At 59.7% G+C, this 17,962-nt stretch carries 21 protein-coding genes and 1 pseudogene; 13 read left to right on the top strand and 9 right to left on the bottom strand.

The window, feature by feature from the left end:
- The first annotated feature begins 180 nt into the window (after positions 1 to 180).
- Both AXG89_RS39730 and AXG89_RS39725 read left to right on the top strand, forming a co-directional pair.
- A complete protein-coding gene (locus AXG89_RS39730) occupies positions 181 to 1,449 on the top strand; it encodes a PQQ-dependent sugar dehydrogenase (RefSeq protein ID WP_062001969.1) in 1,269 nt (422 codons plus the stop codon).
- Positions 1,446 to 1,763 carry a c-type cytochrome gene (locus tag AXG89_RS39725; RefSeq protein ID WP_062001970.1) on the top strand — a complete coding sequence of 106 codons (318 nt, stop codon included), beginning with the start codon at positions 1,446 to 1,448 and terminating at the stop codon, positions 1,761 to 1,763. Before AXG89_RS39730 ends, AXG89_RS39725 begins: the two co-directional genes overlap by 4 nt.
- A 53-nt stretch (positions 1,764 to 1,816) precedes the next feature.
- Here the strand turns inward: AXG89_RS39725 and AXG89_RS39720 are convergent, their stop codons facing one another.
- Complete coding sequence (locus tag AXG89_RS39720) at positions 1,817 to 2,515, bottom strand: haloacid dehalogenase type II (protein ID WP_075357636.1); 699 nt, start codon at positions 2,513 to 2,515, stop codon at positions 1,817 to 1,819.
- Between the two features lie 50 nt (positions 2,516 to 2,565).
- A complete protein-coding gene (locus AXG89_RS39715) occupies positions 2,566 to 3,204 on the bottom strand; it encodes a CGNR zinc finger domain-containing protein (protein WP_075357637.1) in 639 nt (212 codons plus the stop codon).
- 175 nt (positions 3,205 to 3,379) lie between these two features.
- On the opposite strand from AXG89_RS39715, the gene AXG89_RS39710 reads away from it, so the two are divergent.
- The 4 genes and pseudogenes from AXG89_RS39710 to AXG89_RS44005 all read left to right on the top strand — a co-directional run.
- Positions 3,380 to 4,075, top strand: a complete 696-nt coding sequence (locus AXG89_RS39710; protein WP_075357638.1) for an alpha/beta fold hydrolase — start codon at positions 3,380 to 3,382, stop codon at positions 4,073 to 4,075.
- Between the two features lie 18 nt (positions 4,076 to 4,093).
- Complete coding sequence (locus AXG89_RS39705; RefSeq protein WP_075357639.1) at positions 4,094 to 4,954, top strand: alpha/beta fold hydrolase; 861 nt, start codon at positions 4,094 to 4,096, stop codon at positions 4,952 to 4,954.
- An 11-nt stretch (positions 4,955 to 4,965) separates the two neighbouring features.
- A complete protein-coding gene (locus tag AXG89_RS39700) occupies positions 4,966 to 5,736 on the top strand; it encodes an SDR family oxidoreductase (RefSeq protein WP_075357640.1) in 771 nt (256 codons plus the stop codon).
- Between the two features lie 138 nt (positions 5,737 to 5,874).
- Positions 5,875 to 6,063 (top strand): annotated as a pseudogene (locus AXG89_RS44005) (RBBP9/YdeN family alpha/beta hydrolase); the annotation flags it as partial.
- Between the two features lie 12 nt (positions 6,064 to 6,075).
- Here AXG89_RS44005 and AXG89_RS39690 read toward each other — a convergent pair.
- Together AXG89_RS39690 and AXG89_RS39685 are read right to left on the bottom strand one after the other, a co-directional pair.
- Positions 6,076 to 6,696, bottom strand: a complete 621-nt coding sequence (locus AXG89_RS39690) for a nucleoside/nucleotide kinase family protein (protein ID WP_075357703.1) — start codon at positions 6,694 to 6,696, stop codon at positions 6,076 to 6,078.
- Positions 6,697 to 6,746: 50 nt separating this feature from the next.
- On the bottom strand, positions 6,747 to 7,622 hold the full coding sequence (locus AXG89_RS39685) for a sugar phosphate isomerase/epimerase family protein (protein WP_062002391.1): 876 nt from the start codon (positions 7,620 to 7,622) through the stop codon (positions 6,747 to 6,749).
- A 209-nt stretch (positions 7,623 to 7,831) separates the two neighbouring features.
- Here AXG89_RS39685 and AXG89_RS39680 point away from each other — a divergent pair, with 209 nt between their 5' ends.
- Positions 7,832 to 8,932 (top strand): LacI family DNA-binding transcriptional regulator, encoded by a 1,101-nt coding sequence (locus AXG89_RS39680; RefSeq protein ID WP_236873630.1) that lies wholly within the window; start codon positions 7,832 to 7,834, stop codon positions 8,930 to 8,932.
- Positions 8,933 to 8,934: 2 nt separating this feature from the next.
- On the opposite strand, the gene AXG89_RS39675 is transcribed toward AXG89_RS39680, so the two are convergent.
- The 3 genes from AXG89_RS39675 to AXG89_RS39665 form a co-directional block, all read right to left on the bottom strand.
- A complete protein-coding gene (locus AXG89_RS39675; RefSeq protein WP_119024835.1) occupies positions 8,935 to 9,435 on the bottom strand; it encodes a YybH family protein in 501 nt (166 codons plus the stop codon).
- Between the two features lie 11 nt (positions 9,436 to 9,446).
- Positions 9,447 to 9,953 (bottom strand): nuclear transport factor 2 family protein, encoded by a 507-nt coding sequence (locus tag AXG89_RS39670; protein WP_083637609.1) that lies wholly within the window; start codon positions 9,951 to 9,953, stop codon positions 9,447 to 9,449.
- 104 nt (positions 9,954 to 10,057) lie between these two features.
- Positions 10,058 to 10,408: a MarR family winged helix-turn-helix transcriptional regulator gene (locus AXG89_RS39665; RefSeq protein WP_205583110.1), complete on the bottom strand. Its 351-nt coding sequence runs from the start codon at positions 10,406 to 10,408 to the stop codon at positions 10,058 to 10,060.
- A 278-nt stretch (positions 10,409 to 10,686) separates the two neighbouring features.
- Here AXG89_RS39665 and AXG89_RS39660 point away from each other — a divergent pair, with 278 nt between their 5' ends.
- From AXG89_RS39660 to AXG89_RS39645, 4 genes are all read left to right on the top strand, one after another.
- On the top strand, positions 10,687 to 11,214 hold the full coding sequence (locus AXG89_RS39660; protein ID WP_062001978.1) for a 2,4'-dihydroxyacetophenone dioxygenase family protein: 528 nt from the start codon (positions 10,687 to 10,689) through the stop codon (positions 11,212 to 11,214).
- Positions 11,211 to 11,960 (top strand): SDR family NAD(P)-dependent oxidoreductase, encoded by a 750-nt coding sequence (locus AXG89_RS39655; protein WP_075357643.1) that lies wholly within the window; start codon positions 11,211 to 11,213, stop codon positions 11,958 to 11,960. Before AXG89_RS39660 ends, AXG89_RS39655 begins: the two co-directional genes overlap by 4 nt.
- Before the next feature lie 77 nt (positions 11,961 to 12,037).
- Positions 12,038 to 13,339, top strand: coding sequence for an MFS transporter (locus tag AXG89_RS39650; protein WP_062001980.1), 1,302 nt, complete (start codon positions 12,038 to 12,040; stop codon positions 13,337 to 13,339).
- A 22-nt stretch (positions 13,340 to 13,361) separates the two neighbouring features.
- Positions 13,362 to 14,090, top strand: coding sequence for an SDR family NAD(P)-dependent oxidoreductase (locus AXG89_RS39645; protein ID WP_075357644.1), 729 nt, complete (start codon positions 13,362 to 13,364; stop codon positions 14,088 to 14,090).
- On the opposite strand, the gene AXG89_RS39640 is transcribed toward AXG89_RS39645, so the two are convergent.
- On the bottom strand, positions 14,087 to 14,488 hold the full coding sequence (locus AXG89_RS39640; protein WP_075357645.1) for an ester cyclase: 402 nt from the start codon (positions 14,486 to 14,488) through the stop codon (positions 14,087 to 14,089). The two genes, AXG89_RS39645 and AXG89_RS39640, sit on opposite strands and share 4 nt — an antisense overlap.
- 196 nt (positions 14,489 to 14,684) lie before the next feature.
- On the opposite strand from AXG89_RS39640, the gene AXG89_RS39635 reads away from it, so the two are divergent.
- Entirely contained in the window at positions 14,685 to 15,860 is a 1,176-nt protein-coding gene (locus AXG89_RS39635) for an MFS transporter (RefSeq protein WP_075357646.1), read from the top strand.
- Here AXG89_RS39635 and AXG89_RS39630 read toward each other — a convergent pair whose 3' ends face one another.
- A complete protein-coding gene (locus AXG89_RS39630) occupies positions 15,861 to 16,526 on the bottom strand; it encodes a TetR/AcrR family transcriptional regulator (RefSeq protein WP_075357647.1) in 666 nt (221 codons plus the stop codon).
- A 113-nt stretch (positions 16,527 to 16,639) separates the two neighbouring features.
- On the opposite strand from AXG89_RS39630, the gene AXG89_RS39625 reads away from it, so the two are divergent.
- Entirely contained in the window at positions 16,640 to 17,872 is a 1,233-nt protein-coding gene (locus AXG89_RS39625) for an MFS transporter (protein WP_075357706.1), read from the top strand.
- The last annotated feature ends 90 nt before the right edge of the window (positions 17,873 to 17,962 follow it).

The raw sequence follows: 17,962 nt of genomic DNA, 5'->3' as shown, positions 1-17,962 counted from the left end.
CGCCGACCGCCAAAGCTCGCGGACGCTCCCTCGCACAAAGCACACCGATCATGCTTGCGTCTCTATGGCATCGTTTAGCGCGAGCATCGCACGCGGGCACGGCATGTTTCGTATCGCACATCACTTTTTGTCCGTAGTTGCAGTCACTAAAAACGAAGCAACATCCCAGGAGACAAACAGATGAACGCAGCGCTCAAGCTTATGCCTGTTGCCGTTGGCGCGATGCTCGCCGCCCTGCCATGCGCCCAGGCGGCGCAGGACAACGTCAATACGCTTTCTAACTTCCAGCAAACGGGTAACACCACGCCCGCCGAAACCGTGCCGCAGGCCGGCCAGCGCGCCGACGCGCTGCGTGAAAATCTCAAGTCGATCAAACTGCCGCCGGGCTTCAAGATCGAGTTGTATGCGGTCGTGCCGGACGCGCGCCACATGGCGATCGAACCATCGACGGGCGTTGTCTTCGTCGGCACGCGCAAGGCGCGCGTATGGCAAGTGACCGACCGCACCAAGCGCCGGGTTGCGGACGATGTCGTCGCCTTTGCAAGTTCGGTGACGTTCAAGGTTCCCAACGGCGTATGTTTTTCGCCTGACGGTGTTCTTTACGTCATCGAGCAAAATCGTGTGCTTGCGTTTCCTGCAGCGCAATTCTTCGGAGAAGGCGGCAGCGATGTCGCGGCGGCCGTCGTCGTGCCGCAGGGCAAGCTGATTCCGACGCAGTTCGAAAGCTTCAATCATGGCGCGCGTGTGTGCCGCATCGGACCGGACAAGAAGTTGTATATCGCGCTGGGGCAACCCTGGAACGTGCCGCCAAAGGACAAGCTCGCCGAGCTCGACAAGAACGGTCTCGCGGGCATTATCCGCATGGATCAGGATGGCAAGAACCGCGAGATCTATGCACATGGCATACGCAATTCCGTGGGTCTCGACTTCAATCCGAAGGACAAGACGCTGTGGTTTACCGACAACCAGGTCGATGGCATGGGCGACGACATTCCGCCCGGCGAACTCAATCGCGCGACGAAAGCGGGCGAGAACTTCGGCTTCCCTTGGTATGGCGGCGGCAAGGTCCGCACAGTCGAATACAAGGACGCAACGCCACCTGCCGGCGTGGTGTTCCCGCAAGTCGAAATGGTGGCGCACGCGGCCGACCTCGGCATGTCGTTCTACACCGGCAAGATGTTCCCGGCAAAGTACCAGGGTGGGATATTCGATGCCCAGCACGGCTCGTGGAATCGCACGACGCCGATCGGCGCGCGCATCATGTTCACGCCGGTCAAGGATGACGGCACGGCTGGCGAGGCAGAGGTATTTGCTGAAGGCTGGCTCACGCCAACGGGCGAGTATATGGGCCGTCCGGTTGACGTGCAGCAGTTGCAGGACGGCTCGCTGCTCGTCTCCGATGACTTCGCCGGCGCAATCTATCGCATCTCTTACACGGGCGGAAAATGAAGAAATCATCGACGATGATGACGGCGGCGCTAGTCGCGGCCGCCGTGTGGTCCGCGCATGCGGCGCTCGCCGCCGACGTGCAGGCTGGACGCGCCAAAGCCCTGCAATGCCAGGCATGTCACGGCATTGACGGCCTCGCGAAGATTCCGGACGCACCCAATCTCGCCGGACAAACCGAAGAGTATCTGGTCAAGGCGCTGAACGATTTCAAATCCGGCGCGCGCCAGAACGAGATGATGACGATGATGGCCAAGCCGCTATCCGATACCGATATCGCGAATCTTGCCGCGTACTATCACAGTCTTCGGCCGTGATGGAAACGGGCGGCTTATGCTTCTGCATCAAGCCGAAGCCGCCCCGCTTTTTCTCAGGCCAGCGGCGCATTCCGTTCAGCACCATCGAACAGCCGCGCCACTTCATCGAGCCCGCGCAACTCCCAGTCCGGTGCTTGCCCCATCTCATCAAAGGTCCCGCCGCCGCGATTGATCCAGCACGTCGGGAAACCGAAATATCGCGCACCGGTTGCATCCCACGCATTCGACGACACAAAAAGAATCGATCCGCGCGCAAGTCCAAAAACCCGCTCGGCCAATGCGTACGCTTGATCATGCGGTTTAAAGATCCGAACCGGATCGACGCTGATCAGATGATCGAATTCATCGCGAAGACCGCCGTTACCCACCACGGCGCCGATGGAATGCGGCGAACCATTTGACAGCACCGCCAGTTTCAACCCGCGCGCCCTCAGTTCGCGCAGCGCCGCAGGCACTTCCGGAAACGATTGCAAACGCAGATAAGCATCACAAAGCGTGCTGCAAGCCGGTTCATCGAGATCAAGCCGTAGATGTTTGCAGGTATAGCGCAGTGCATCTCCCGTTGCCTGTTCGAAGGTCACGTAGCGGTTCATCAGGCTGCGCAACCACGTGTATTCGAGTTGTTTTTGCCTCCACACCGTACTGACTTCGCGTCCCCGTCCCGGAAAGCGTTTTTCGCACTGGTCGATGACCGAATGAACATCGAACAGGGTTCCATAAAGATCGAATGCGATCGCCTTGATATGGTTCATCTCACGCTCCTCAATACATGGTCGCAACACGCCGATACAAGCTCAAGACTCTAAAGTCCGCCGCTCTCCTGATCCTTGAGACGCTTGCGGTGTGCGGCAACCTTCGCGCGGTTGCCGCAGGCAGCCATGCTGCACCATCGGCGAGCGTGACCGCGAGTGTGATCTGCGAACATCAGCGTGCACGTCGGACCCTCGCACGCTTTCACGTACGTGAAGTCCTCCTCGCAGACGAGCTTCGCGAGCGCTTCGGCTATTGGCATAAGCAGTGATTCTGGTGAATCCCAACGTCGAACCGCCTGAAGTTCGAGACGCGCGACGCCATTCAATGAACGTTTGACGATCTCCTGATGCTGCTGGTCACGCTCGAGTATCTGGTTCAAGGGTCCAAGTTCACGAAGGTCCTTTGGCGCCAACGGCCGTCCCTTCCTCTTCCGCGTAAATCCCCTGAACCATTCCCGCAGTTCGCGTGCTTTCGCCGCCAGGTCGTCGAGTTCGGCCGCAGTGGAACGGCTTCTGATCGCTTCGATTGCAGCGGATGGCGCAAGCCCCGCCTGCGTCAGCCACGACAACAGGCCCTCGCCATTGGGTATCCAGTCAACTTGTTCATCTACGGGCGTTGCGACCGAGTTGAGGAAATCAAGGCCGGGCGCGTCGGCCACGAACATCGCGGGTATTTGGCGGTAATCCATCTTTTACGGCGATCCGAAATAACGATAATGGAATCGTAACCACTAAAACTCTACTTGACAAGTTACATCGTCAGTGTAACCTTTAAATAGGCAATGAGACGGTTACATATAAGCACCTCGTTAATCAAAGCCGCAGGCGTGTATCTACGTCACTTTATCTTCGGAGGATCAAGACATGTCGGCTGGAAATGTAAGTGCGGGGCTCGTACACGGCGCGTGGGCAGACGGATCGAGTTGGAGCAAGGTCATCGAAAGGCTGAAGGCACAAGGTATCAATGCGATCGCGGCGCCCCTGCCGCTGAGTTCGTTGCAAGACGACGTGGCAGCGCTCGGAAGAACACTGGAACGCGTGGATGGTCCAGTGGTTCTCGCGGGGCATGCGTACGCCGGCGCGGTGATCGGATCGGCGCGGGCCGAGAATGTCAGGGCCTTGGTCTACGTGGCCGCGTTGGCGCCCGATGAAGGCGAAACCGTCGGCGACGTATTCAATCGCGGCAAACCGCATCCGCTAGCGCCCACACTATCGCCGGACAAGCATGGCCTGATCTGGTTGCCCAAGAAAGCCTTTGCGGACGCGTTCGCGCAGCATGCGAGTTCGCAAGAGCTGACCGTGCTGGAAGCGGTTCAGCGCCCTGTTTCCGTTTCGTGTATCGGGGTGGCAGTGGGACGTCCTCTCTGGAAGGACCGGCCGAGCTGGTTCCTGATTGCTGATGAAGACCGGATGATCATTCGCGAAAACCAGCAATTCATGGCACAGCGCATGAACGCGCTCGTGCGTTCATATCCCGTCGATCACACGCCGATGATTACGTCGCCGGATGCCGTGACCAGCGTGATCATCGAAGCGGCTCGCGCAGTTGCCGCTCAATAACTTCGGAAGAAAGAACTCATGTCTGCCACTACCTATCGCTCTGCTGACGTTGACGGCTTCAAGGTGTTTTATCGTGAAGCGGGTCAACCCGGCGCGCCAAAGTTATTGCTCCTGCACGGCTTTCCAAGCTCGGGCCACATGTTTCGCGACCTGATTCCGAGGCTCGCCGACCGCTTCCATATCATCGCGCCGGATCTGCCTGGCTTCGGGCAATCGGATATGCCAGGCCGCGAAGCATTTACGTACACGTTCGAGAACATCGCCAAGGTCATTGGACGGTTTACCGAAGTTGTCGGTTTCGATCGCTTTGCAATCTATGTTTTCGACTACGGCGCGCCAACGGGATTTCGTCTGGCGCTCAGTCATCCTGAACGAATTACCGCGATCATCTCGCAGAACGGCAACGCGTACGAAGAAGGTTTGAGCGATGGCTGGAATCCCATTCGCGCCTATTGGGAGGATGCGTCGAGTGCGAATCGCGAAGCGCTGCGTGCAATGCTCACGCACGACACGACCTTCTGGCAATACACGCACGGTGTCCCGGACACCACGCTCGTGTCGCCGGACGGCTATTCGCTCGACGACTTCTATTTGAGCCGTCCCGGCGCGGATGAAATTCAGCTCGACCTGTTCGGCGATTATAAAAGCAATGTCGCGTTGTACCCGTCGTTCCAGGAATATTTCCGGACCCATCGTCCACCCTTTCTCGCGGTGTGGGGAAAGAACGATCCGTTCTTCTTGCCACCGGGCGCCGAGGCCTTCAAGCGCGACATTCCCGATGCGGTCGTACGTTTCTTCGATACCGGGCATTTCGCGCTTGAAACGCATGCCCCGGAAATCGCTTCGGCCATCGCCGAATTTCTGACTCACAAATCCTGAGGAGACGCGAAATGTCCACGAAGGTAGCTATCGTCACGGGAGCGAGTCAGGGCATCGGCCGCTCGACCGCCATCCGGTTGGCGCGTGATTTTTCGTCGATCGTGCTTGTCGCGCGCAATCGCGAGAAGCTCGACCAGACAGCAGACGACGTGAAGAAAGCTGGCGCACGAGCGCTGGTCATCGATGCCGATTTATCTCACCCGGAAGTGGCGCAGGACGTCGTCGACAAGACGCTGTCAGCGTTCGGGCAGATCGACGCGCTGCTCAACATTGCGGGCGCCGTACCGCAGATCGATCTCTTCGATATGACCGACGACCAATGGGAACGCGGCCTCGCACTGAAGCTGCACGGCGCCCGGCGATTGACGGTCGCCGCATGGCCAGCGCTCAAGAAAACATCGGGGTCCGTGGTGCTGATGTCGGGCAACTCCGCGCTCTTCCCCAAGGCCCCGTATGCGGCGGTCGGCACGATCAACGCGGCGATCGTGGCGCTGGCAAAGGCGTTTTCGGACCGTGGCATTGCCGACGGCGTACAGGTCAACAGCGTGCTGCCTGGCCCGGTCATGACCGGCCGCCGCCAATCCTACCTTGAGCACTGGGCGCCGCTTCACGACATGACGGTTGAAGAAGCAACGGCGAGATTTCCTGCGGAAGCGCAGATCGCGCGGTTTGGCACGCCCGAGGAGATAGCGGAGCTGATGGCATTCATTGTGTCGCCGGCGGCGCACTGGATGACAGGATCGACGCTGAGGATGGACGGCGGAGAGGTCAAGTCGATTTGATTTCTCTTGAGAGAGATGCGTACGCGGGTGGTTTCGTTCAGTAACATTCGAGGGGACGCATCACCTTCCCGAGTAGATGTTCAAAGCACCCGTACGATGACACGCCTGCTACACCGGCAAACCAGCTCAGGAGAAGATCCGTTTCCTTCCATTGTCGTTTCGAGCAGCGACGATCCTTATGGCAGCGAGAATCATGCGCGGGCGTGCGCGGCTGCTTGGGGCAGCGAATGGATCGATGCCGGCGCACGCGGACATCTCAACGCCCAGAGCGGTCTGGGCGATTGGGCCGACGAATTGAAGCTCGTGGAGAAGCTTCAGGCTCGCTGACAGCAGGCGAAGTTACGCAGGCCATTCAAAAACCAGGTCAGCGCGCGCACGCGTCAACTCGATGAGCGCCGCGTTGACCTCGTCAGTTTGCTGCACCCATGTCTTGGCAGCGTCTTCATCGCGGCCGAATCGTATGTGGCGTGCAACGAGCCGCTGCACACGCAGTTTCGGGTCGACATCGACGTACCAGGCTTCGTCGAGCAACGATCTAACCGCGTTCCAATGGCCGCGCTGCAGCAGCAGGTAATTGCCTTCCGTGATCACGAGCGGAATGTCGGCCATCACCGGAATGGCGCTCGCAATCGGCTCCTCGATCTCGCGGCGAAACGTCGGGGCGTAGATGATCTCCCCTTCACGCTGCGCGCGAATCCGGCTTAGCAACGCAACGAAACCGGCGCTGTCGAAGGTATCTTCCGCACCCTTGCGCGAAGCGCGTCCAAGACGTTCGAGCTCCACATTCGCAAGGTGAAAGCCGTCCATTGGCACGACTACGGCGCGGCCCGGGAATGCATCGAGAATGGCCTGCGCAAGCGTCGATTTACCCGCGCCGGGCGCACCCGCCAGCCCGAGAATGCTGCGCTGACCGCTTGCAACAAGCTGCTGCAGCCGATCCATATAACGGTCTTCGATCATCGACTCCATCCAAGAGTAGTGCAATAAAAGTAGTGCGATACACGCTTTCGTTAATGGTGCGCCTTCGCCTTGGCGGCCGCGTTGATACCGCCGGCCATGAACGCCCGCGCGTGCGTTGCGAGGTCCATGCTGTCTTCCCACAGGTTGCGCCAGATCGCCAGCGCGTTCGATAACTGCTCGTTCACGACCGTTGATGAAAAGCTCTCGAAGGTCACGACGCCCTTGTAATCGATCATGGCGAGCGCGTGGAAAAACTGCGCGAAGTCGATAGTACCCGAGCCCAGGTAACCACGATTGCTTTCGCCGATATGAACATAGCCCAGGCGCTTGCCGCATGCCAGCACCGGCTGCATGAAGTCCGATTCCTCGATGTTCATGTGATAGGTATCGAGGTGCACGACCACGTTGGGGGCATCGACTTCGTCGAGCATGTCGAGCGCTTGCGACGCCGTGTTCAGCAGGTTGCTTTCATAGCGGTTCACGACCTCCAGGCCGAGCGTCACGCCTTTCTTCAACGCGAAATCTGCAATACGCTTGAGCGAATCGACCGCGTGACGCCGGCCTTGCGGCGTGATCGGCGCGGAGTACTTCGCCATCGCGCCATACAGGATGCCGCCGAAATAGTTGCCGCCGAGTTCGGCGGTGATGCTCACGCCCTCTTCCAGCAACGCGAGACCGCGCGAGACCGCTGCGGGATCGTCGCTTGAGACGTCGGCGTCGAAAGTGAGGCCGCGGGAGCAGCCGATCTCCAGGCCATGCTCCTGGAGCAGGTCACGCGTAAGCGACAGGTCCATGACCTTGGGACCATGAAGCGACAGTTCGACAAGGTCGAACCCCGCCGCCTTGGTCTGGCTGATGACCTTGCGAGTGGACTCCGGCGTGAGATCGCCGGCCCAGACCAATGCGTGAACGCCTAATTTGTTCATTTCATGACTCCTTGCATATTGACCGCGCATTGGCGGATCGAAATTCGATAAGCGCGATTCACGCGCTGTCATGAATTTGCTAAATCCATTTAGCAAATCGTCTGAAATGATGCTGAATCCATTCAGCAAATAGATCAACTCTCGGATACCCTAATAGGGCGGCCGCGCAAACCGCGTCAGCCTCTTGCTGCGAACGGAATGAACTGAAAATGGAACCTGAGATGGCCCGCACCGGCACCACACGCAAATCCACGATCTACGACATCTCCAGGGCGACCGGCACATCGGTGGCGGCGGTGAGCATGGTCCTCAACGGGACGTGGGCGCGCTATCGGATCAAGGAAGAGACGGCGAACCGCATTCTCGAAAGCGCCCAGCAACTCGGCTACAACGTGAACATGGCCGCACGCGGGCTGCGGCTGTCGCGCTCAGGTCTGGCCGGCATGATCCTCCCTCATTACCGGAACCGCTTCTTCGCGGGACTCGCCGAAACGTTCGAAGATCAGGCAAGAAGGCGCGGCTTGTGCCCGATCGTCGTGAGCACGCAGCGCGATCCGGCGGTGGAAACCAGCGTCACCGAAACACTGCTTTCGCAACGCGTCGAAGTGCTGTTCATCACGGGCGTGCGCGATCCTTCCCCGCTCAACGCGCTGTGCGCGGCGGCAGGCGTTCCGTGCGTCAACGTGGACTTGCCGGGCGCGGACGCGCCGTCCGTTGTCTCCGATAACCACGGCGGCGCCCGCGCGCTCACCGACGTGCTCATCGACAAGATGCAGGCCCGCGGAGACCTGGCCGAGGAGCTAGTGTTTCTTGGGGGTATCGAGAACGAGTACGCGACGGACAAGCGTATCGATGGTTTTCGCGAGGCATTCGCGGCACGCAATCTGGCGCCTGCAATCGATGCCGTGGAATGTTGCGGCTATAACGCATCCGATACCCGCCGCGCACTCGCCCGACGTGTCGAGCAGCTCGGCCGCCTTCCCGCGGGTTTGCTGATGAACTCGATTACGGCGTTCGAAGGGCTGGTTCAGTTTGCATCGGCGTTACCTCGGGAAGCCTGGCAGTCGTCCGTGTTCGGATGCTTCGACTGGGACCCTTTCGCGGCCCACCTTCCTTTCGATGTCACCATGATGCGCCAGGACGTCGAGGCCATCATTTCAGAGGCCTTCGCGCTGGCCGATGGCCACGACCCTGCAGCGCACCCGCTTGTTATCGTGCCGACGGGCTTTGGCCGCATGCTCGACGAGCAGGATCAGGCTATCCAGGATTCTTGCTGCGCAAAACCTCGGGTCCTCCAGGATGGTCAATGAATCTACTGCGCCGCGATCGGCACGATCGATGCAATACGCCAGCCATCCGGCGTCCTCACCGCAACTTCATAAACGAGAAAAGGCGCCGTCCTGGCCTTGTCTTCCGACACGCCCAGCGTGATTTGGGTGTTGGCGTAAAGCTGCGCCACGTCGGCCGTCAGCGGCACGATCCGGATGCTCGCGACATCCGGCTCGAACTTCCACACGCCCTTGAACGTGTCCTTGAAGTGATCGATCAGTGCCGGCTTGCCCCAAAACTGATAAGCACGCGCGACGAACACGACGGGATCAGGCTGACCGGCCGGCGCCGATGCAAACACTCCCTCGAACGCGACGATGTCATGCGCCGTCGCGGCCGCCGCCTGCCGGAGAAAGATGTCCTTGACCGCTTGCCTGTCGGTGTCGTCGAAGGTTTGGGCCGGCGTGGCGGCATGAGCGGTTACGTTGGCGGTCACACTGACGGCCGCAAAAAACAACACGACAAGCAATTCACGAAGCTTCATATGCGTGTCTCTCACTCGGCCGGCACGGCAATCACTGCCGATATTTTCCAGCCTGCGGACGTGCGGATCGCAAACTCGTTGATCAGGAAGGTGGCGGTCTTGGGCGGCTGGCCCGCAGCACCGAGCGTGACGCGCGTCGGCGCATAAATCTGCACGGTGTCGCTGTTTAGCGGAATGATGCGGATGGCGCTTTCATCGGGCGCGAGGCTCCATGTTCCGGCAAACGTCTTGCGGAAATGATCCGTGACCGCATCCCTGCCCCAGAACTTGTACGCTCGCGCCACGAACGATACGGGGTCGGGCTCGCCTGGCGCCGCCTTCGCGAACATTCCGTCCAGGGCGTCGATGTCATGCGCCGTTTCAGCGGCCGACTGGCGCAGGAACAGGTCGCGGACTGCCTTTGTATCGCTTGCGGTCACCGCGGCCGTGGCGGGCTGCGCACACGCCATGGCAGTCAGCACGGACAACGACAGCGCAGCAACGAGCGTGCGCCGCAGCCAGCCAGATTCGATTTTCATGAATATAGTCTCGTATGCTCGTATTAGGGATTTTTTGCGGCGATATAACGGGACGCTTTCGCCGCATGGTGCGTGGTTTTGATTTCCAGTCTGATCTCTTCGTGCTAACCGGCGTCGTGATCCGCACTCAGTTCCAGCTTTGCGATACGCGCCATCAACCTCCGCATTGCCAATGCGTCTTCCTTGCCAAATTCCTGCTCGAAGTGAACTTGCGCCTTCAGCCATGACGGTTTGCTCTGCGCCTCCGTCTTGACACCCAGCCGCGATAACGACACCTCCCGCTCACGCCGGTCTTCGCGCCCGACTTCAATGGTCACAAGTCCGTCACGCTCGAGCGGACGCAGGTTATGTCCCATGGTGGCGCGGTCCATCGACAACAAGTCGGCGAGCGCCGCCATGGTGATGGGACCTTTTGCAGCGAGCAGGCTGAGAATCGTATATTGCGTCGCTCGCAATCCGGTCTCCGCCATGCAGGCGTCGTAAAACCGAGTCAGACGACGCGCAGCTTTACGCAGCGCAGTGTTATTACAAATGCCGGGGTTGACTGGAAGGTTGGACACGATGAGTTCGACGAAGTGATAAACGCATTGAACGCATTATTAAGGGCATATAAGACTATTGTCAAGCGCGGCTAAGTGAATACCCGAGGATTGACTCGACATCGCAAAACTTCAATAATTAATCACATTGTGGACGCACGTCCATATTATGGACAAACTAAAAAGGTCGCCCGATGCCAGATACCGTCAATACTTACCCGGCCACCATGCCTTATCAGCTTCCGTTCCCCAAGGAAGCACAGAAGGAAGTCGTGGTGCCGTTCGCGATTCCGACCGATGAACGCGTATGGGTGCCGCAAGCCGAAAATGTATCGTTCCGTCCGCTGTGCCTCAACGCATCGCAAGGTTACTGGATGAACCTGCTGCGCGTGCGCAAGTCAGGCGTTCTGAGCCGGCATCGTCATCCGCAAGGTGTTCATGGATTCGTTTTGAAGGGACGGTGGAAGTACCTCGAACACGAATGGACCGCGACCGAAGGCAGCTACGTCTATGAGCCGCCTGGCGAGACCCATACCTTGTATGTGCCTGAAGACGTCGAAGAGATGATCACGTATTTCCAGGTCAACGGCGTGATGTTCTACTGTGATCCGTACGGTAACTACACCGGCTACGAGGACGTGTTCACCAAGATCGAGATGTGCCGCAAACACTATGCATCGGTGGGACTGGGCGAGGATTACGTGGACCAGTTCATTCGATGAACCCGCATTCTTCCTGCGCACGCTACGACTTCACCGGCCGGGTAGCGGTCGTGACGGGCGCGGCCGGAGGCATCGGCCGCGCGATCTGCAATGCATTCATCGACAACGGTGCGTCGGCGGTGAACTGGGATCGGATCGCGGGCAACGTCGATACACCAAACGCACCCGCGCATTTTCATGTCAACATCACGGACCCCGCGTCCATTGAAGCGGCGTTGGCCGCGACCATCGACCGGTATGGCCGCATCGATTACCTGGTGAACAATGCGGGCTTCGCCGGTTCCACACAGCCGCTCGATGAATGCGACCCCGACGAATGGCAACGCGTGATCGAAGTCAACCTTCTCGGCACTTATCACGTGAGCCGCATCGTGCTGCCGGGCATGCGTAAAGCGCAGAGTGGGCGTATCGTCAACGTGGCGTCGCTTGCAGGCAAGGAAGGCACGGCGAACGCATCGGCTTATAGCGCGGCAAAAGCGGGAGTCATCGCAATGACCAAGTCGCTGGGCAAGGAACTGGCGCTGACCGGGATCCTGGTGAACGGCATCGCGCCCGCAGCAGTTGACACGCCCTTGCTCAGGCAGATGGCCGCGTCTCACGTGCAGACCATGATCGATAAAAGTCCGATGGGCCGGCTCGGCGCAACACAAGAAGTGGCCGCCCTCGCATTATGGTTATGCTCGGATTCCTGCACCTTTAATACAGGCGCAACCTTCGATCTCTCCGGAGGCCGCGCGACCTACTGACCATAGGGCGAACAGGCATCACGCACCAATAAGAAAGCAGTCATTGCTCACGACAATTCCATGCAGGAGACAAGCACATGCTACAAAAATCCCCGCGCCTCAAGCGCACGCAGGTCGTTGCGGTCACGTTCCTGACCATTGCGGGTATCGTCAATTACCTGGACCGTTCAACGCTTTCCATCGCAAACCATTCAGTGAGCCAGGAGTTGCATCTCTCGGCTTCGCAAATGGGCTTGCTGTTGTCTGCATTTTCGCTGGCCTATGCGTTCGCACAGCTTCCTGTAGGCGCACTACTGGATCGATTCGGTTCGCGGGCAATGCTCGGGCTCGGCATGCTGGTATGGTCGGTCGCGCAACTCGCGGGCGGCTTCATCCAGACGCTCAATCATTTTCTTCTGGCGCGGATCGTCCTCGGGGTCTCGGAAGCGCCCTTGTTCCCGGCTGGGGCGAAGGTCGTCAACGAGTGGTTCGCCGTACATGAGCGAGGACGCCCAACCGGCACCTTTGTTGCGTCATCGACCATTGCGCCGATGATCGCCCCACCGCTCCTGACGGTGTTGATGCTTTCGTTCGGATGGCGAACGATGTTCATCATCATGGGCGCTCTCGGCATACTGGTTTCGATCGGCTGGTATGTGCAGTATCGAAATCGCGATGAAGTCGCCCTGGACGAATCGGAGATCGCTTATCTGGAATCGGACCACAAGGTCGAACCGCGGGCAAAGGGCGTGAGCCTGGCCGAATGGGGGAACCTGTTCAAGCTGCGCAATACGTGGGGCATGGTCTTCGGTTTCATGGGCGTCATCTACATGGTGTGGCTGTATCTCACCTGGCTGCCGGGGTACCTCGAAAACGAACGTCACCTGAGCATTGCGCATACCGGCTGGCTGGTATCCATACCTTATGTTTTCGGGACCATCGGCATGGTGTCGAGCGGCTATATTGCCGACCATCTGCTCAAGCGCGGCATGGCGCCTATTCGCAGCCGCAAGTGGCCGCTTTGCATCGGGCTGGTGGGCGCCGCTGCTTTCACGGTCCCCGCTGCTTATACGCCGAGCACCACGCTTGCCATCGTCTATATCTCGTTCGCCATGTTCTTCGTGAATATGTCGAGTGGTACCGCATGGGCGCTGGTCAGCGTCGCGGCGCCGCGTCACCTGGTGGCGTCGCTTGGCAGCATGCAGAACTTCGGCGGATACCTTGGCGGATCATTCGCGCCGATCATCACCGGCATCGTGGTCGACCAGACGCATTCATTTGTCAACGCGCTCCTGATCAGCGCAGCAGTCGCCTTCGCCGCCGCGCTCGTGTATCTGTTCGTGGTGAAAGAGGTGGCGCCTGAAACGTTGCCCGCCGCAGTCGAGACACAGCCGACGTAAATTTTCATTCCCAGGATCGAACATGACTTTCAAGGACAACCTGCTCGAAGGCCAGGTGGCGCTCGTCACCGGCGGCCTGACCGGCATTGGCGCGGCCATCGCGAATCGTCTTTCGCAGTTGGGCGCGCGTGTGGTGGCGGCCGGCTTGCCGCCTGGACCAGAAACACCCGACGTATTGGATGCAGCGGTGCGCAAGGTCACGCTCGACGTGCGGTCGACCGCCAACGTCAATGCAGTGTTGAAGGAGTTCGATCGGCTCGATATCGTGGTTAACTGCGCGGGCGTGATTCGGCGCGGTGCCGAGCATGAAGTCGATGTGTTCGAGGATGTCGTCGATATCAACCTGCACGGCACCATGCGCGTCTGCTCCGGCGCGCGTGAGTTGCTCAAGGCGTCGTCGGGATGCATCGTGAATACGGCTTCTATGTTGAGCTTCTTCGGTGGCGGACTGGTTCCTGCCTATAGCGCGAGCAAGGGTGCGATTTCGCAACTGACGAAGTCGCTCGCCATTGCCTATGCTGCGGACGGCATTCGCGTGAACGCTGTCGCTCCAGGCTGGATTGCCACCCCTTTGACGCAAGCCTTGCAGGAAGACAGCGGACGCTCGCAGGCCATCCTCGAACGCACGCCCATGAAACGCTGGGGCGGCCCCGAAGAAGTCGCGCAGGTCGTGGCGTTTTTATGCTCGCCGGCGGCGTCGTTCATGACTGCGGCGATCGTGCCAGTGGACGGGGGTTATCTCGCCGCTTAGGAACCTGCGCCATGTAGCTGGGCTTCGATAGCGGCCTTGTCGATCACTGACCACACCTCCGCGATCTTCCCTTCCCGGAACTGATAGAAGACATTCTCGGCAAACGAAACCGTCCTGCCGTTCACGGGAAGGCCAAGGAATGTTCCCTTTGGCGTACACGCGAAAGCAAGGCGGCTCGCTATGAATGGCGGGTCAGCGACCAATAACTGGATGTTGAAGTGCAGGTCGGGGATTTCATCGAAGTCTCTTTCCAGCATCCCGCGATACCCGGCGAGCCCGAAACGCTTGCCGTTATGAGACGCGTCCGCATGAACGAACTGTCCGAGTTGCGGCCAGTCCTGCTTGTTCAGGCACGCAATGTAGGCCCGGTAGATGTCGGCAAGCTCGGTCTTTTCCATTTGCGATTCTCCTGATTGATTGCGAAGCTCCGGCCGCAAGCGCCGAGTATTCGCGGACAATCTTATATAAGTTCGGCATATCCGGCCCAGATCACTGCGTGCAATCACTGGTCGAAGCGAAAGCGCCTGCTTGACCCTTTGATAAGATGCGCGACACCTGCTGACCATCAACTGAAGCGCCGCTGCACGACGGTCAATGAAAATAATCCTCTCGCGCAATTTTCTCGGCCTCATATTGGGCGTCGCCGTGGTCGGGCTTGGCCTCGGCGCCACCTTGCCTCTTACGGCGCTTGCGCTGACCAACGCCGGCTATGGCACGGACATCGTCGGACTGATGACGGCCATGCAAGCGGGCGGCGGCTTGCTCGTCATACCCTTGGTCGGCCGCATCACGGGACGGTTCAGTGCACGCCAGATCATCATGGGCGCGGCGTTGAGTGTTTCAGCAGCCACCATCCTCATGCAGTTCACCACGCACCTGTCGCTATGGGCGGTGTTTCGCGTGGTGAGCGGCGCGGCGCTGATGTTGCTCTTTACCATCGGCGAAGCATGGGTAAACGAACTCGCCGACGATACCAATCGCGGCCGTCTTGTCGCTGTCTATGCCACCAATTTCACGGCGTTCCAGATGGCCGGCCCTGTGATGGTGAGCATCATTGGGGAGTGGCATGCAACGCGATTCATCGTATGCGGCGCGGTATTTATGTTCGCGCTGCCAGCCCTTGCGCTGGTGCGTGCAGGACGGCCTGCGCATGGATCGGGCGGCGGATCTGATGTGACCGGAAACAGCCGCGGTACATGGCGCCATGTCATGCCGCTGATGCCCGCCATCCTGATCGGCACGGCGTTCTTCGCGCTCTTCGATACCCTCGCCCTTTCTCTCATGCCCCTGTTCGCGATGTCGAAGGGTGTTCCCGAAAATCTGGCACTGCTGTTCGGATCGGCGGTGCTGCTGGGCGATACGCTGATGCAGTTCCCCATCGGCTGGCTGGCGGATCGTGTCGGCCGCGTGCGCGTGCATTTGGGCGCTTCGCTGGTCGTGATCGGGCTGTTGCCGTTGCTGCCTTGGGCGGTATCGAATCCGTGGTTGTGCTGGCCGCTTTTGTTTGTCATTGGGGCGGCGGCCGGGAGCATCTATACGCTGTCGCTCGTGGCTTGCGGCGAACGCTTTCGTGGTGCGGCGCTCGTGTCGGCAAGCTCGCTTGTGGGCGCGTCGTGGAGTGTTGCGAGCTTCGGTGGTCCGATCATCACCGGCGCGCTGATGCACGCCATTGCGCCCGCGGCGTTGATTGTCGTGCTGCTCGTGTGTGCGATCGCATTCCTCCTTGCGATCCTTTGGGAACAGCGTGCAGGCGATGCATTGACATTGTGATCAGGAGAAAACCGCGGCTTGCCGGTCACGCCCTGCTTTCGCCGCTTTTTTCTTTGTTGATACTCCAGCCAGCGCATCCCACAGGCCCATCATCTGATCGATGGCCCGGTCGAGTTCGTCGAAGGTCGCGCCGTCGCGCGCCTTGATGGTCATGCCCAGATAGAAAGAATCGAGCATGGCCGCTAGTGCAACTGCGTCCGTGGCCTTGGGAAGTTCCTTGTTGCGAATGGCGCGTTGCACGCAACCAAGCATGGCGCTCGAATTGAGCCTGCGTTCATCCGCCAGCGCGTCATGCAATTCCTGACTCTCTTCCGAGCACGTTGCTGTAGCCAGTACAAGCAGGCAACCCGATGGATGAGACGCGTCCGTCTGCATTTTCGCCGAGCGCCGCAACGTTAGCTCGATAGCTTTCCTGGGCGCCAAAGAAGCATCCCGCAGACTTGCGGAAACCTGCCCGAATGACGCCAGGTAACGCGCCAATACCTCACGGAACAACAGTTCTTTTGACCCGAACGCCGCATAAAAGCTGGGTGCGGAAATGTCGCCCATGGCCGACTTGAGGCTCGACAGCGAAGTGGCCTCGTAGCCATGCGTCCAGAAAAGCGTCATCGCCTGCTGAATCGCAGTCTCCTTGTCAAACATACGCGGCCGCCCGGTTCTAGCCATTCATCCCTCCTTCGATGATTTTTATACTAATCGATACATTAGTCGTTGACAAGGGTGGTCGAAGACGGATAACTTATATATCGATCGATACATAACTTATGAATCAGGGTCCCATGAGCAATGACACAGCAACACGAGTGCCCGAATACGACGCGGGCCTGTCGAAGCCTTTTCCGTTGAGCGGCCTGCTTGCGCTGGCAATGACCGGCTTCATCTGCATCAATACGGAGACGTTGCCGGCCGGCCTGCTGCCCCAGATCGGCGAGGGCATGGGCATATCGCAATCGCTCGCGGGACAGATGGTGACGGCCTATGCGGTAGGTTCGCTGCTTGCAGCGATACCGCTGACCATTGCCACGCGCGCATGGCGTCGCCGTACCGTCCTGTTGATGACGATCGCAGGTTTTTTCATCTTTAACTCGATCACCGCGCTGTCGTCGAATTACGCGCTGACCTTGGTCGCGCGCTTTTTTGCGGGCGCCTCCGCCGGACTCGCATGGAGCCTGCTGGCCGGTTACGCGCGGCGCATGGTACCGGCCGCACAGCAAGGACGCGCGCTCGCAGTGGCAATGGTCGGTACACCCATCGCACTTTCGCTCGGTGTGCCGCTCGGTACCTGGCTCGGAACGCTGGTCGGATGGCGCGCGGCGTTCGGCGTCATGTCGTTTCTGACATTGATCCTGGTCGCGTGGGTATGCTCCAGCGTGCCCGACTTTCCAGGTCAATCCGGCACGCGACAAAAACCGTTGCGCGAGGTACTCACCACGCCGGGCGTGCGCCCAGTATTGGGTGTTGTGCTGGCGTGGATGCTGGCGCACAACATCCTGTACACCTATGTCGCGCCCTTCGTGGCGGTCGCGGGTCTGGGCAAACAGGTCGACATCGTCTTGCTGCTGTTCGGCGCGGCGGCGCTCGCGGGAATCTGGATCACGGGACGTCTGGTCGATGGAAAACTTCGCGCCGCCGTCCTTGCAAGCCTCGGCGCGTTCGCGCTGACCACTGTTGCCTTCGGCCTGGCGGGTACGTCGGCGAGCGTGGTGTGCGCCGGCATGGTGGCGTGGGGTTTGACATTCGGAGGCGCCGCCACGCTGCTTCAAACCGCGCTTGCGGACTCGGCGGGCGACGGCGCGGACGTTGCGCTTTCAATGAACGTGGTGGTCTGGAACAGCGCCATTGCGGGAGGCGGCATGCTGGGCGGCGTGCTCCTCACAGCGTGGGGGGTCAGGGCATTTCCGTGGGCAATGCTCGCCCTGATCATGATCGGCCTTTCGACCGCCTGGGCGGCGCGCTCACATGGCTTCCCGGCGGGACACCGCTCATCGAACGCACGGGTCGGCGGTCACTGACGAATGCGGGCTGCTACGCCACATAGAATGCAGCGGCCACGCCTTCCATTTTCAGCGCTTGCTCCTTCAGCGATGCGCTCGCAGCAGCCG

Source organism: Burkholderia sp. PAMC 26561 (assembly GCF_001557535.2).
GTDB lineage: Bacteria > Pseudomonadota > Gammaproteobacteria > Burkholderiales > Burkholderiaceae > Caballeronia.
The sequence above is the reverse complement of the archived record's forward strand: the minus strand, read 5'-3'. Positions and strand labels throughout refer to the sequence as shown.

Bases quoted from the DNA above. Each gene is read 5' to 3' on its own strand.
- AXG89_RS39730 (WP_062001969.1), top strand. From the start codon at position 181: ATGAACGCAGCGCTCAAGCTTATGCCTGTTGCCGTTGGCGCGATGCTC.
- AXG89_RS39725 (WP_062001970.1), top strand. From the start codon at position 1,446: ATGAAGAAATCATCGACGATGATGACGGCGGCGCTAGTCGCGGCCGCC.
- AXG89_RS39720 (WP_075357636.1), bottom strand. From the start codon at position 2,515: ATGAACCATATCAAGGCGATCGCATTCGATCTTTATGGAACCCTGTTC.
- AXG89_RS39715 (WP_075357637.1), bottom strand. From the start codon at position 3,204: ATGGATTACCGCCAAATACCCGCGATGTTCGTGGCCGACGCGCCCGGC.
- AXG89_RS39710 (WP_075357638.1), top strand. From the start codon at position 3,380: ATGTCGGCTGGAAATGTAAGTGCGGGGCTCGTACACGGCGCGTGGGCA.
- AXG89_RS39705 (WP_075357639.1), top strand. From the start codon at position 4,094: ATGTCTGCCACTACCTATCGCTCTGCTGACGTTGACGGCTTCAAGGTG.
- AXG89_RS39700 (WP_075357640.1), top strand. From the start codon at position 4,966: ATGTCCACGAAGGTAGCTATCGTCACGGGAGCGAGTCAGGGCATCGGC.
- AXG89_RS39690 (WP_075357703.1), bottom strand. From the start codon at position 6,696: ATGATCGAAGACCGTTATATGGATCGGCTGCAGCAGCTTGTTGCAAGC.
- AXG89_RS39685 (WP_062002391.1), bottom strand. From the start codon at position 7,622: ATGAACAAATTAGGCGTTCACGCATTGGTCTGGGCCGGCGATCTCACG.
- AXG89_RS39680 (WP_236873630.1), top strand. From the start codon at position 7,832: ATGGAACCTGAGATGGCCCGCACCGGCACCACACGCAAATCCACGATC.
- AXG89_RS39675 (WP_119024835.1), bottom strand. From the start codon at position 9,435: ATGAAGCTTCGTGAATTGCTTGTCGTGTTGTTTTTTGCGGCCGTCAGT.
- AXG89_RS39670 (WP_083637609.1), bottom strand. From the start codon at position 9,953: ATGAAAATCGAATCTGGCTGGCTGCGGCGCACGCTCGTTGCTGCGCTG.
- AXG89_RS39660 (WP_062001978.1), top strand. From the start codon at position 10,687: ATGCCAGATACCGTCAATACTTACCCGGCCACCATGCCTTATCAGCTT.
- AXG89_RS39655 (WP_075357643.1), top strand. From the start codon at position 11,211: ATGAACCCGCATTCTTCCTGCGCACGCTACGACTTCACCGGCCGGGTA.
- AXG89_RS39650 (WP_062001980.1), top strand. From the start codon at position 12,038: ATGCTACAAAAATCCCCGCGCCTCAAGCGCACGCAGGTCGTTGCGGTC.
- AXG89_RS39645 (WP_075357644.1), top strand. From the start codon at position 13,362: ATGACTTTCAAGGACAACCTGCTCGAAGGCCAGGTGGCGCTCGTCACC.
- AXG89_RS39640 (WP_075357645.1), bottom strand. From the start codon at position 14,488: ATGGAAAAGACCGAGCTTGCCGACATCTACCGGGCCTACATTGCGTGC.
- AXG89_RS39635 (WP_075357646.1), top strand. From the start codon at position 14,685: ATGAAAATAATCCTCTCGCGCAATTTTCTCGGCCTCATATTGGGCGTC.
- AXG89_RS39630 (WP_075357647.1), bottom strand. From the start codon at position 16,526: ATGGCTAGAACCGGGCGGCCGCGTATGTTTGACAAGGAGACTGCGATT.
- AXG89_RS39625 (WP_075357706.1), top strand. From the start codon at position 16,640: ATGAGCAATGACACAGCAACACGAGTGCCCGAATACGACGCGGGCCTG.